Source organism: Streptomyces sp. NPDC055013, assembly GCF_053608645.1.
The window spans coordinates 181,639-194,629 of record NZ_JBSGVW010000014.1; the positions used below are offsets into that span (position 1 = coordinate 181,639).

At 65.4% G+C, this 12,991-nt stretch carries 10 protein-coding genes; 8 read left to right on the top strand and 2 right to left on the bottom strand.

The features are described from left to right. Positions 1-129 precede the first annotated feature (129 nt). Complete coding sequence (locus ACWGDB_RS20295) at positions 130-1,152, top strand: SEC-C metal-binding domain-containing protein (RefSeq protein ID WP_453823649.1); 1,023 nt, start codon at positions 130-132, stop codon at positions 1,150-1,152. A gap of 157 nt (positions 1,153-1,309) precedes the next feature. Here the strand turns inward: ACWGDB_RS20295 and ACWGDB_RS20300 are convergent, their stop codons facing one another. After that, a complete protein-coding gene (locus tag ACWGDB_RS20300) occupies positions 1,310-1,522 on the bottom strand; it encodes a DUF4287 domain-containing protein (protein ID WP_453823650.1) in 213 nt (70 codons plus the stop codon). An 832-nt stretch (positions 1,523-2,354) separates the two neighbouring features. On the opposite strand from ACWGDB_RS20300, the gene ACWGDB_RS20305 reads away from it, so the two are divergent. From ACWGDB_RS20305 to ACWGDB_RS20335, 7 genes are all read left to right on the top strand, one after another. Continuing rightward, positions 2,355-2,867, top strand: coding sequence for a very short patch repair endonuclease (locus tag ACWGDB_RS20305; protein WP_453823651.1), 513 nt, complete (start codon positions 2,355-2,357; stop codon positions 2,865-2,867). Between the two features lie 502 nt (positions 2,868-3,369). Next, on the top strand, positions 3,370-4,539 hold the full coding sequence (locus ACWGDB_RS20310) for a DNA cytosine methyltransferase (protein WP_453823652.1): 1,170 nt from the start codon (positions 3,370-3,372) through the stop codon (positions 4,537-4,539). A 341-nt stretch (positions 4,540-4,880) separates the two neighbouring features. Continuing rightward, positions 4,881-7,478 carry a Z1 domain-containing protein gene (locus tag ACWGDB_RS20315; protein WP_453823653.1) on the top strand — a complete coding sequence of 866 codons (2,598 nt, stop codon included), beginning with the start codon at positions 4,881-4,883 and terminating at the stop codon, positions 7,476-7,478. Beyond that, positions 7,475-8,509, top strand: coding sequence for a PD-(D/E)XK motif protein (locus ACWGDB_RS20320; protein ID WP_453823654.1), 1,035 nt, complete (start codon positions 7,475-7,477; stop codon positions 8,507-8,509). The genes ACWGDB_RS20315 and ACWGDB_RS20320 overlap by 4 nt, the downstream gene beginning before the upstream one ends. Next, positions 8,506-10,446: a hypothetical protein gene (locus ACWGDB_RS20325; protein WP_453823655.1), complete on the top strand. Its 1,941-nt coding sequence runs from the start codon at positions 8,506-8,508 to the stop codon at positions 10,444-10,446. Before ACWGDB_RS20320 ends, ACWGDB_RS20325 begins: the two co-directional genes overlap by 4 nt. After that, complete coding sequence (locus ACWGDB_RS20330) at positions 10,443-11,369, top strand: hypothetical protein (RefSeq protein WP_453823656.1); 927 nt, start codon at positions 10,443-10,445, stop codon at positions 11,367-11,369. Before ACWGDB_RS20325 ends, ACWGDB_RS20330 begins: the two co-directional genes overlap by 4 nt. Then, complete coding sequence (locus tag ACWGDB_RS20335) at positions 11,366-12,133, top strand: DUF6339 family protein (protein ID WP_453823657.1); 768 nt, start codon at positions 11,366-11,368, stop codon at positions 12,131-12,133. Before ACWGDB_RS20330 ends, ACWGDB_RS20335 begins: the two co-directional genes overlap by 4 nt. A gap of 73 nt (positions 12,134-12,206) precedes the next feature. On the opposite strand, the gene ACWGDB_RS20340 is transcribed toward ACWGDB_RS20335, so the two are convergent. Beyond that, positions 12,207-12,881 carry an ATP-binding protein gene (locus ACWGDB_RS20340; protein WP_453823658.1) on the bottom strand — a complete coding sequence of 225 codons (675 nt, stop codon included), beginning with the start codon at positions 12,879-12,881 and terminating at the stop codon, positions 12,207-12,209. Between the last annotated feature and the right edge of the window lie 110 nt (positions 12,882-12,991).

A 12,991-nucleotide genomic window follows, 5' to 3' on the forward strand; every position in this document is an offset into this window, starting at 1 on the left:
AAGCTGGGCCGAAGCCTCGTAAGCCACGACCCCCACCGCGCCCGGGAACGGCCTGGACCAGGCAATATCTACCCCCTTCTTCCCTCTCTCCCCTCCGCTCCGCCATCCACGGGCAGTACGGTGTCCCCCATGCGCCCCGACACGCCTGCCGAAAACGTCGACCACACCGCCGAGGCGGCACGCCTGGAGCGAACCGCCGGCCTCTACCCCGAGGACGCCGAGGCCCTGCTCCTCCAAGCCGCGGCCCACCTGGAACTGTCCGGCGACCGCCCCGCCGCGACCGCGCTCTACGACCGCCTGCTGTCGTCGTCGACCACCCTGGACAACCCCCACCTGGTACGAGCCCTGAAGGCATCGAACCTGTGGGAGTACGGCCACGAGGCAGAGGCCCGCGCGATCATCGAGGGCGTCCGCTCGTCCTCGCCCCGGGACCCGGCAGCATGGGTGATCGTCGCCGAGGCCCTGGAGTCCCACGACGAGTTGGAACAGGCGCAGGAAACCTTCACGGAGGGAGCCCGCCTCCTCCTGACGGACGTCCCGGAGCCCCCGTACGCCACGCACCCGCTCCTGTTCGGCCGCCACCGGGTGAGGAGGATGCTGGGCCTGACCCACGACGAGTGGGACACCCTGGCGGACACCCTCCACTCGATGCCGATCTCCCTCGACGAACTCCACGACCCGAAGCGCGTCTGGTCCCTCGGCTCGGACAACCCGGCGGAACTGGAGGCGGAGATCTCCCGGCTGAGGGCCGAACTGGGCGCCTACCGGGAGGCCCTCTCCCGCCCGTTCCCGGTGGCGGTACTCCACTGGACGGCGGACGAGTTGACCGAGCTGCTCTCGGCGTATCCCTCACTGTCGGCCGAGTACCCCTCCCACGAGGAGCACCTGGCGACGATAGAGGGCTCCCTCCGGGAACTCTCCTCCTCCGGCACCCCGAACCTCGGCATCGTCACGGGCACGGTCCCGTCCTACGAAGCCTTCGCCGCCTCGGAGCTCTCGTCCCCGCAGGACACGACCCTGCTTCCGCAGTACGCGACGACGCTGGCGGCACGGGGGCGGGCGGTGGCTTGGCCGCCGCAGCGGGGGGCGGTTTGCTGGTGTGGGTCGGGGCGTGTGTACGGAGAGTGTCACGGGGTGGAGCCCGTCGCCTGAGCGTCCAGGTCACTGTTCGTCATCGACCAGGTGCGGCGTAGTCGTCGCCGCGGCGGCCCTGCCCTCTGGTACCGGCCAGAGAGCAACACCCCGTCGTGGCGGGTTGCGCTCGAACCATCCCATGGCTCCCCTGCGTGGCAGTCAGTTGCCGGGCCGCTCAGCTGCCGGGCCGCTCGGCGAGGGTGTGCGCGACGAGGGCATTGGCGTGACCGTGGCCCAGCCCATGCTCGGCCTTGAGCCAGTTCACCAGTTCCATGTGCTTGGTCAGAGACGAGGAGCGGATGATGTCCTTCCACTCCCCGATCGGGCGACCGTACTTCTTCTCGATGGAAGGGAAGTAGCTGGCAGGGCCCTTCACGGTGGCGGTCATGTCAGCCGTCCTGTCTGTCCGTTGTGCTGCTTCGGTGTTGTCGCCGGTATGACCGAGGTGCGCGAACGAAGTCATCGGTCGATGAGGGTGTGCTGCATCACACCTCCAGCTCGCCCATGTGCGGGGGCAGCTTGAAAGCGGGAACAGCCGCTCGGTGTCCCGGAGGCCAGGACGGGGATGTCGGTGAAACCGGTCCCCGAGCGGGCTAGCCAGCGGACAGACCCCACCCACCGGCCGCAAGCCGCTGAGCCCACCCGCCATGCCCGGCACGCGAACGCGCCCCAACCCCGCCCAGCCACCCGGCCGACCCACCCTTCAACCCACCTGGGCCACCCATCCCTCCGGGCCGCCCGCTCGCTTCTCCCCCGTGCTGGAGCGGGCCGGGTCAAGGGTGGCCCGAAGGGCCATCGGCGCAGCCGACGCGGAACGCAGCGCAGCGGAGTGGAGTGCCCTTGAGGCGGGTTGCGGAGGCACGACACTGCAAAGAAGCGGGCGGCCACGGTGCAGGTGAACTCCGCCCACATGGCCAGGCCGTTTCCAACCATCTGCGAGTGCCGGGGAGCGACTTGAGCAAAGAGGACTTGTTCGACCAACCCAGATCTCCGATGAAGAGAGCAGGTCGTCCTACCAGTCACGATCTTGGCTGAGCAGTCGTGCCTGCACCCACCAGCCCCGGCGACTCAGCCACCGTCGGCACCGGCAGGCGCGCTCGTAGATCAAGAGGTGCGCCCTGCATGGGTCCTCGCACGAGTACGCTCAGGTTGAACACCATCGCAAGCAGTTCGGTTGCACCCAGACGGTGCCGCCTGCCCAACCCTTCCTCCGAGAAGCCATGAGTAAGAACAATTTCGCCCGTAAGGATGGCAAGCAGTCGTGGGCGTCTTCGCCCGCCACGCGGGCAAGTATGCGGTCGAACAGGCCGATGAACACGAAGCCTGAGAAAGCTCTCCGGAGCGCCGTCCACGCCTTGGGACTTCGATACACAGTGTCGAAACGACCACTACCGACGGTGAGACGCACTGCAGACTTGGTCTTCACCCGTGTTCGCCTGGCCGTGTTCATGGACGGCTGTTACTGGCACGGGTGTCCGGAGCACCACACCCTGGCGACAACCAACAGGACCTATTGGGCGGACAAGCTCGAGACGAATCGTCGGCGCGATCGCCAGACGGACCAGTGGCTTCTCGAGGCGGGGTGGGCTGTACTCCGTGTGTGGGAGCACGAAGATCCGGTGACCGCCGCACTGCGAGTGCGCGAGGCCTACGACCGGCTGAACCAAGAACTCGAGAAATCTCAAACTGAGCGCAGGAGCGCTCGCCATCGGCCAAGCACACGCCGCTCCTGACGGTCTAGGCTCACTCGACGCCCGGGCCTGCCAGACTGAACCGCATGCTTCCGAGGATGCCATGCGCGACCTGATCGAGAACGGGACGTTGGCGTGATCACGTGCCGGCCTTCTGATGCCCGCGGCCGCCACCCGGGCCTGTCGCCGGCACACCGGTCTCAGTTGTCGGTCGACCCTTCTCCGGCGGCGACGGACGGGAGGGGAGATCGTCAGTGTCCCCGACGAGCCATCGCAGAAACCAGATGAGGTGGGCATTCATGTCCGAGCCGGTCTCGGCGACCGCTCGCTTTGCCCGCTCGTGCAGCTCCGGAGCCGGACGGCACACCACCGCCGGATACTTATGTTGGCTCGGCATGCCACTAGCCTGACATGGTGGCTAGCCACCATGAGCAGGCGTTATCCTGTCAGATCGACGACGGCGATCCCTTGGAGGCAGACCGGGGCGGCCACGTTCGCGACACCCTTGGTGACCGCCACCGCGCGCATACAGCCTGGAGACTACGTGCACGACCGCCAGATTGTGGATCTTTTCGCCGGTCCCGGCGGGCTGGACGTGGCTGCCAGGTGGCTGGGTATCCCCGCCATCGGTGTCGAGCTGGACCCCGACGCCTGTGCAACGCGAGTGGCAGCGGGTCTGGCCACCGAATCCGGCGACGTGAAGACCTTCAGCCCGGCCGATTTCCCGGAAGCGAGGATTCTGGCCGGTGGTCCTCCCTGCCAGACGTACACGGTCGCAGGTGGACGCGATGGAGGAGCCGGGCGCCGGGCACTCACGCAGGTAGTCGAGTTGGCCGATCTGATGGCAGAGGGTAAGAGCAAGAAGGCCAAGGTCGAAGCCCAACTCGCCAAGCTCGCAAAAGCGCCAGGGGACAAAGGTCGCACGGGCTTGGTGCTCGAACCACTGCGGTGGGTGCTGTCCGCCCTGGAGGAGGGGAACCCGTACGAGGCGATTGTGCTTGAACAGGTGACCACCGTCAGGCCGCTCTGGGAGGCCTATGCCGAGATCCTCAAGCGCAAGGGCTATACGGCCGTCACCGGTGTGCTGCGGACGGAAGAGTACGGGGTGCCTCAAACCCGCAAACGCGCGGTCCTGATCGCTCGGTTGAAAGGCACCGGACCGGCCATGCTCCCGGAGAAGACCCATCGTCCGTTCCACAAGAAACTTACGCCGGAGGAAGAGAGCAGGCGACCCTGCGTGACGATGGTCGACGTGCTCGATCGTCTGGCTCCGTTCGAGGTCATCTCCAACTACGGCACCGGAGGGGACCCCAAGGCACGCGGCAAGCGGCAGCATGACGAGCCGGCTTTCACCGTCACCGGGAAAATTCGCAGAAACAAGGTGGGCCCCCCGGGCCGCCCCGACGCCCACCCCCGTTTCGATGATCCCGAGGCCGGACAGCTGCAGACCTTCCCCAAGGACTATCCGTGGCAGGGGAAAGACGTTCCCCAGCAGATCGGCAACGCCATCCCTCCGCTGCTCGGCGTCCACATCCTGTCCGCCGCCCTGCACCTCGGGAACGAGGCCCGCGATGCTGCCGTGAAGAAGGCCATTGCCTGCCGGGCAACGGCACCGGAATCGGCGCCCTTGCCGGCCGGGCACAGGAGCAACGGGTTGGAAGTACAGGGCATGTTCCCGGTTCAGGTGGCGTCGCCCGTCGAGCAGCCGGTGTGACTCACGCGTGACACGGCGGGCCACATAAGCCCATCCGCTGGAATCGATGCACTCCCCTGGCAGCTCGAATTGACCGTTCGACCGTGGGTCCGTTGTCGTCATGGCCGCATTCCCCACCCCCATCGGGGCGTAGTCGACGACGAGCTGGCAGTTCGTCAACGATTGGCCTCCTAAAGGGGAGCCGAATGTTCGGACCAGACGCCGTTGTCGGTGCCGGTCGGTAGCGTAAGTACCTGGAAGGACGTCGTATCGGCCGGACAGGGATGCTGGTCGACCATGAACACCTGTGAGGCATGGTGAGCAACCCACGTATGGACGCAGCCTGGGCTCGGTTTCAAAGCATGCTCGACGGGCTGCTCCCACACGACGCCACGCAACAACTGCGCGACCTTTTCGTACCTGAAGAGGTCATCGAAGAGATGCTGCGGCGACACGAAGCAGCCATGACGGAGATCGTCAGTCTCCGTGAGCCGCTCGGCGTGGGGCGGGAGAACGCCGTTCCCTGGTATGCGGGATCGCGGGCAGGTGACAAGAACTGGCCGGCGTTCGAGAGGCGTCTGAGGCGCCAACTCGACTCAGATGAGGTCAAAAAGATCGACGAGGCCTCCGATCGGGTCGTCGCCATGCTCGACCACCCGGCCACCCCGACGTTCCGCTCTCGAGGACTGGTCATAGGCCACGTTCAGTCTGGCAAGACGAGCAACTTCACAGCCGTAGTGAGTAAGGCCGCAGACCGCGGCTACCGCATGTTCATCGTGCTGTCCGGAGTACACAACTCGCTGCGGCGGCAGACCCAGACCCGTCTGATACGTGACCTCGTGGATCTCAATCCACCGCTGTGGCACCAGATCACGAAGCCGGAGCACGACTTTCAGCCGCCACCGAACGCTCAATCCTTCCTGGCATCCAAAGACCAACACTTGCTCCTGGTCGTCAAGAAGAACGGTCCGGTACTCAAGAAGCTGCGAGACTGGCTTGAGCAGGCACGAGAGCAACTCGGCAACTGCCCCACGCTGATCATCGACGACGAGGCCGATCAGGCGACCCTCGCCACCCGCCGGATCAATCCGCTCATCCGTGATGTGATCGGCCGCATTCCCAAAGTCTGCTACGTGGGTTACACGGCGACGCCGTTCGCCAACCTCCTCGTCGACCCGATGGACGAGGAAGACTTCTACCCTCGAGACTTCATCCTCAGCCTGCCACGTGGCCGGCAGTACCAGGGGCCGGAAACCCTGTTCGGACGGAACCCACTCGACCATGAAGACCCGTCCGAAGTACCCGGCGGCCTCGACATGATCCGGAGCATTCCCGACGAGGAGCTCGGAGACCTGAGGCCTGCAAAAAAGGCAGATGTGCCCGACTTTGTCCCCGAGGCCACTCCCTCGCTTCGTCGCGCCGTCTACTGGTTCTGGCTCGCCACCGCGGCTCGCCATGTCCGAGGACAAAGCGACCGGCATTCCTCAATGCTGATCCATGCACACACCGACACGCGTGTTCACGACTCCTACAAACCCGTCGTCCAAGCGCTAAAAGACGAGGTCATTCGCGGGATCCGGGAACGTAACGGCGTCGTCGAGGAACTCCGAGACCTCTGGAACCGAGAGTCCCATCGCGTCCAACTTGCGGATGAAAGCCGGCGATTCGACTTCGAGACCGTCTTTCCGGCCTTGGACAGAGTCGTTTCAACGACCGAGATCGTCATGGACCACTACCGCAGCACCAACCGCCTCGACTACGACTCCGGGCCCGTCAACGTCATAGCCGTGGGCGGCAACACACTATCCCGAGGGCTCACCCTAGAGGGCCTCGTGGTCAGCTTCTTCGTCCGCTCATCCAACGTCTACGACACACTCCTTCAGATGGGCCGCTGGTTCGGATACCGCCCAGGCTACGAAGACCTCCCCCGCATCTTCATGCCCGACGAGACCCGCCGTTGGTTCGCCCACCTCGCGACGGTCGAGGCGGAGATGCGTATCGAGATCGATCGATACCTCACCGAGCACCTCACCCCACTCGATCTGGCGCCTCGTATCAGGTGCCACCCCAAGATGAAGGTGACGGCTTCCTCGAAGTCCAAGAGCGCCGTGCGGGCAGCCGCATCGTATGGAGGGCAACTCGTCGAGACGCGCTACTTCCCGCGTAGGCAGAACGGCGAAGACGAACAGTGGCATGCCGACAACGCCGCGACCGTGTCGCGCCTCCTAGCCGTGTCACATCGTGATGGGAAGGTCGATGCGGGCGTTGCCAGCGGCCGAGCCCTGTGGCGGGACGTACCACTAGATCATGTCCTTACATTCATCGATGAATACCAGTTCCACCCCAAGGCACTGGACGCAGCTCGCGACCTGATGCAGGACTACATCATCAAGAGGAACAAGAATTCCGGCGCCCTCGCCCTCTGGAACATCGGAGTCATCGGCAAGAAGCCGACCGGAGCCGACGCTCGGCTCAAGTTGCCGAACGGCGCCACGGTCGACATGGTGGTCCGCACCCGCCTCGAGCCGGGCGCCGACGAGGCCGTCGCCGACATCAAGACCCTCACGGGCTCGCGCGACGAGGCCCTCGACCTCCGCATCCCCGAGGGCGAGGAGAAGGTGAACCGCACCCTCCTTCAGCGCTTGAGGATGGCCCAGCAGCCCGAGCGGGGCTTGATCCTCCTCTACCCGATCGACGCCAAAGCTCCAGTCCCCATCGTCCGCAGGGACGGGCAGGAGACACAGGTGGAAGGGCGCGCCCCGCTGGACGCACCCGGCGAAGTCGTCTGGGGCGTCGCCCTCGTCTTCCCGAGGCCCACCAGCGGGCAGGATCTCAGTGTCGAGTACGACTATCTCCAGGCTGATCTCTCCCGTGTCTTCCCCTCCGCAGGCGAAGACGAGGACGAAGACCTCTCGGTGCTCGAGCAGGACCAAGACACAGGCCCCGAGGCCGCTGCATGACCGAGCGCCACTGGTCCCCGGCTTCTCTCCGTCTACGTGACCTGCTCGATGGGCTCTGGGACAGATTGGATCAACAGGCCCACTCGGCGACCGACAGCCCGATGATCACAGTGGGCCTAGAGGTCACCACACCCCACGGTGCGCTCCGACTCGGTCGCGATACCGAGGGCCTCCGCCACCTGTTGGTGCCCCTCGATGCCGCCGCCACAGTCGATGACGACATGCGCAGCGCTGGCGTGCGCCTCACCACCCGTACGCTGTCACGCGATGACGAACTCCCCATCCGATACGCCGACATCGCCTGCCTGAGGCGGGATCTCACTGGAACGTTCACAGGGCTGGTGGCAGATCTGGCCGCGCTGATAGCGACAGAGCCCCACAGGGCGCCTTCCCTCATCGTTCGCACCTTGCAGTCATGGCGGCTCCTGTTCGGAGGTACCGCCAATAGGTGGACCACTCCTCGGCTGGCGGGCTTGTTCGCCGAACTCCTCGTGCTCGAAGAATTGTTGGACTTGGATCCTCGAACCATACGTACTTGGCTGGGTCCTCTCGGTTGCCCTCAGGACTTCCGCAGCATCCACCACGCCATAGAGGTCAAGGGGACCGTGGCAGCTGAGGGCCGTGTCGTTCACATACACGGGGCGGACCAACTGGAGGCACCAGCGCAGGGAACGCTGGCTCTAGCTTGGTTGCGGGTAACGCAGTCGAATGGTCCCGGAGCCCGTTCGGTTCCCGAGGTACTCGACGCGTGCCGTGGCAAGATCGACGATCTCACCGCTTTGGAGACCCGTGTGGCGGCCCTTGGTCTCCCGCATGAGGATGGCGGGCCTGTGACGCAAACCCGCTTCCTGGCCACGGAACAACGCTGGTTCGAGGTGTCCGGGGACTTCCCGCGCATCACCCCCCAGAGCTTTGTCGACACGTCTATACCGACCGGCGTTCACGGCCTGGAATACCGGATCGACCTCGACGCCATCTCGCACATCACAGCACGGGAGACCGTACTCGGGCACCTGGGAGCCGACCTATGAGCGCGCCCGGCTGGTACGCCCAGCCTTTCCGCGCCGACGGCGGGATTACTGCGAGCGGTCTGCTGAGTCAGCTCGGTCGCCCCAGTCTTTCCCGCCTGAGCCTCGTTGTCCGTGAGGCGGGCCAGAATTCGTGGGACGCCCGCCGACCCGAGCAATCCGTCGTGCACTTCCGGCTCGACTTGAGCACCGTGGGGCCGGGCCACGCGGGAGCTTGGCGTCGCATGTTCTCCAACGGATCATCGAACGTCGGGCATCACAACGGCATGTTCCGATCGCTCACCCAGGCCGGGGCCATCCGCTACCTCGCCGTCTCCGACCGAGGCACGATCGGGCTCGCCGGTCCGACCCGATCTGACGCCGGGCGCACCTCGCGTAGGGAATGGGCTCGGTTCGTTCTCAATAGCGGTGACCGCGACGGGGTCTCGAACGCGTCGAGCGGGGGCACCTACGGCTACGGCAAGAGCGCTCTGTTCCAACTGTCGAAGGTCGGTTGCGTACTCGTCTACACACGCTTTGAAGGCGACGACGGGCGACTGCACTCACGTTTCATCGGCGTCGCGATCCGCGAATCGTTCTGGGACGAAGACGCGCGCTACACCGGACGGCACTGGTGGGGTCTGCCGGAACAGGAACACTGCGAGCCTCTTCGGGATGCTCAAGCGGATGCGGCAGCCCGAGAGTTGGGCATCCCGGGGTTCCAACCGGAGGAAACCGGCACGACGCTCGTGGTGGTCGACCCCGACCTGACGGACCCTTCGCTACCGGACTCGGACACGTCGCCGGAGTTGTCCGTGTCCGAAGCGGGCGTCTTCCTCGCCGACGCGGTGGCCTGGAACCTCTGGCCGATCACGCTCCCCGAGCGTGCCACACGCATGGCCGTGGCGGTCACGGCCAACGGTGTGGACGTCGCCGTGCCGGACGCCGAGTCCGATGCAACGCTTGCCTCCTTCGCCTCGGCCTACCGCAAAGTCTCCGACGGATCTGGGCAACAGCTGTCCTGCGGCAAGCCGCGTATGGACTTGGGTTGGTTCGCCTACGAGTACACATACGGTGCGTCCGTGACCTCCCCGGCGGCCCGCGAGCTGGGTATCGAAGGTGCCCCCCACCACGTTTGCCTACTCAGAGGCCCCGAGCTCGTGGTGCGGTATCACTCCGGCCCCGAGAGATCGAATCCGGACTCCGGCTATGCCGCCGTGTTCAAGGTGACCAGCGAGTTGGACCAGACGTTCGCGCGAGCGGAGCCGCCGACCCACGATGCATGGGAATATCAACAGCTGCAGGGACGTGAGGCGACTTTCGTCCGTACCACCGGTCGGCGCCTCAAGGAGCAATGCGACAGGCTGAGCGGTGCCCAGGCTCGTAGAGCAGTGAAGGTCGGCACATACGCAATGGGGTCGGTGGCGCAACGACTGGGACATCTCTTGGCCGGCCCCGGCGGGACAGGGACGGCGGTACCGTCGCCCGGCACGCTACCGGGCACATCGCGAACCATGACGCTCCCCGTATCCCCCGACGGTCCGTCGGGTACGCAGTCCTCGCCTGCTTCGGCAGGACTACCCCCGCAGGCCAACGGTGGACAACGCGGCAGCCACTGGGAGCAGAGCGACAGAAGACACGTCGTCCGGAGGCCCACTCTGCTGGCCGAGCCACACTTCGAAGTGATCGACGGCATGCCCGTCGTCGTGCAGAAGGTTCGGCTCCACGGTCCTGACCGCGTGGAAGGCTCCATACGTGTGCTGACCGGGGACGGTGGTGCAGAAGGTCAGTCGCCCATGGGAGCGACACAACCCAAGGTGTACGGCTGGCGTATACCGGTGAAGGAGCGCATCGTGATCGGAGAGGTCCTGTATCACGCTGGCGGCCCCATCGATGTCGACATGCTCGTCACCGCGGTCGCCGATGCCCTGATCGACATCAGCGTGATGGGTCGCTCATGAGTGTCCGCGCCTGGCCATACCGCAGGTCTACCGGTCGAATCCGAGCCGAACAGTGGAGACTGGGCGAGGCGACGGGCGAGCCCGCACCTGCGGCGCTCGGCTCCTGGGATTACTCCACCGACATCGCTTTGGGGCGAGTGATCGAGATCGACCTCGCGGAGTTCCGCGAAGACTGTGGACTCGCAGCCGACACGCCGCTGCGCCTGTGTGTACGGCACTGGCCGTCGACGTCTCTCCTGCGCACGGCCGCCTACGCGGAAGAACTTCCCATCCGCACGGACCGCACCGTGTGCGAGGTGTCGTTCTCGGCCGAAAGCACTCAACTCGGCGGATTCTTGACCATCGAGACTCTGATCGAGCTGGCTGCGGACCTACCCACCTCAGTACCCTTTGTCGCGACCCGGGCGGGCTCGATCCTGTGGAGCGATCAAATGCGTCTGCATCTAGAAGGCGGGGCAGGGTTGTTGCCCGTCGCTCCGGTTTCTTTCCGCGAGGCGGGACTCCCGGCGGGTTCGGCCTGGTATGTGAGCATGGACGGCGGCGACTGGCAGCAAGCAGCCATGGGCAGCCTGCTCGTGCTCCTCAATGAGGACAATCCCGCGGTCAAGCAAGCGTTGGAGGCAGCCCAGAGCGAGTTGTCCGGGATGCTGTGGAGCGTGTTGGAGGCCGACATCGTCGCCGATTTGGTGGGGCGGGCGTTGGACGACGACGCGTTCGTGGACGAAACCCCGACGGACGATCCCGACGGCGACTTGACGATGGCTGGGCTGGTCCGCGCGCTCGTGCGCACGTACCTCGGGCGTCCGGGAGAGTCCGCCGAGCAGGCGATCAAGCGGCTTCGTGACGAGCGGCGTCGAGACCCGTCCCGATTCCGAGCAGACGTGCACGCGGGCGTCACATTCCCAAGGGAGGCCACGGTATGAGTCTGCTCTACCCGCGCCTGCTCCCAAGCGAGACAGAACACCGCTTCCGCATCCTCCACGAGACCCCTCCGGCCCAACACGGAACCATCGTCGCCAACCACTCCCCCCGGGCCGTCTATGCGGCCACGGGAGGGCGTCGGATCACGCGTGAGGAACTCGACCAACTTCGAGAAGGCATCCTCCGCATAGCCCGCGCGCAAGGCTTCCCCGCTCCTCCTTCTATCGCGCAAGGGAGCATTTTCGACCGGGAATCGGCCAGGGCCCTGTACAAGCAATGCCTCATGGTTCCGGGCGAAGCCTCCCAACGACAGGTATGGGCGTTCCTTGCGCTGGTCCTGCTCCCCGACGTGTGCGCCTGGAGATGGCCAGCGGACCCGACCCGCGGTTACACGGCTGATCGGTTCAAGGGCACAGACTTGACCCGCCACGCGTTCGCCCGTCTCTGGACCCGCGCGCACGTACTCCACGACCCGATGGCAGACGACCCTCACCACCTCCTGGATGTCCTTGGCGAGAACGACATCGACCAGATCATGGCCAGGCGCTTCGCCCTCGCGGCTTCACCGGCGTTGGTGCGCGCGATCGTCAGGGCACACCATGAGGATCAAATCGACAGCCGTGCCCTCTCCCAACAGGTGTTCCGCCAAAGCCTGATGCGGCTTCTCCGGCTCACGGCTTTCCTCGACCTCGACCCCGCTTCGGAGGCGGAACTCGGGCATCTGGTCAGGAGGGTACGGGCCGAAGCCCGCGCCGCCTTGAAATGATGACGGCTCCGCAGCGCAGGGGACCGAGATGTGTCGGGTGGCTTTGTTGTTGGGCGACCTGCCGCGTCTTCATTCAGACAGCCGGGTAGTGCCGCCCCTCGTACTCCGTGATCTGCACCTCGAAACGCCTCTGCGCTCGGTCCAAGACCTCATCGGCATCGCAACCACGGACTTTGAGCCAGTGGAGGAGATCTGTGATGACGTCGATGGCCGCCCCTTCGGCCATCCTGATGTTCAGCCTACTCGGGCTCGACTCACTGCGCTTTCTCACCGCCGCGTAACCGCCCAGAAGCACTTCGGCCCGCGCGACGCTGGAGCCGTCGACATGCTCGTTCGGTGAGGCGAGCCCTGTGGCCCACTCGCACCAGGTCACCTTTCGATCGGCGTGGAGTTGCACTCCCCAACGATCGGCAACCGCATCGACAAGGGTCATACCTCGCCCGGTCTCGGAGTCGGTGCCCGCTTCCTTGAGAAAGGGGAGCGCCCGCGTATCCGGGTCATGGACCTCGATACGCAGACGCGAGTGATTGATACAGACGACGAGGGTGGTCGGGGTCCCGGGGCCGACATGGTTGATCACGTTGGCCACGAGCTCGCTGACGCAGAGTTGGGCCGCCTCGATCGACTCATGCAGGCCCCATAGCGCCAGATGGGTCCGCAGCACGCGTCGGAGAGAAGGCACTTCCTCGGGCTCCGCCGGGAAGGGGAGCGCCCACGCGTTCCTCTGGATGCAAGTGGCACCGTCCATCCTTCAACTCCTCCACTAGGGTGCGTCTTCAAACGGATCTTGCCCAGAGTAAGAATGACGCGAGACTGACCGCTGCTTCGTAGGAGGTGGCGGTCTTGTCGTACCTGGTG

Bases quoted from the DNA above. Each gene is read 5' to 3' on its own strand.
- ACWGDB_RS20295 (WP_453823649.1), top strand. From the start codon at position 130: ATGCGCCCCGACACGCCTGCCGAAAACGTCGACCACACCGCCGAGGCG.
- ACWGDB_RS20300 (WP_453823650.1), bottom strand. From the start codon at position 1,522: ATGACCGCCACCGTGAAGGGCCCTGCCAGCTACTTCCCTTCCATCGAG.
- ACWGDB_RS20305 (WP_453823651.1), top strand. From the start codon at position 2,355: ATGAGTAAGAACAATTTCGCCCGTAAGGATGGCAAGCAGTCGTGGGCG.
- ACWGDB_RS20315 (WP_453823653.1), top strand. From the start codon at position 4,881: ATGCTCGACGGGCTGCTCCCACACGACGCCACGCAACAACTGCGCGAC.
- ACWGDB_RS20320 (WP_453823654.1), top strand. From the start codon at position 7,475: ATGACCGAGCGCCACTGGTCCCCGGCTTCTCTCCGTCTACGTGACCTG.
- ACWGDB_RS20325 (WP_453823655.1), top strand. From the start codon at position 8,506: ATGAGCGCGCCCGGCTGGTACGCCCAGCCTTTCCGCGCCGACGGCGGG.
- ACWGDB_RS20330 (WP_453823656.1), top strand. From the start codon at position 10,443: ATGAGTGTCCGCGCCTGGCCATACCGCAGGTCTACCGGTCGAATCCGA.
- ACWGDB_RS20335 (WP_453823657.1), top strand. From the start codon at position 11,366: ATGAGTCTGCTCTACCCGCGCCTGCTCCCAAGCGAGACAGAACACCGC.
- ACWGDB_RS20340 (WP_453823658.1), bottom strand. From the start codon at position 12,881: ATGGACGGTGCCACTTGCATCCAGAGGAACGCGTGGGCGCTCCCCTTC.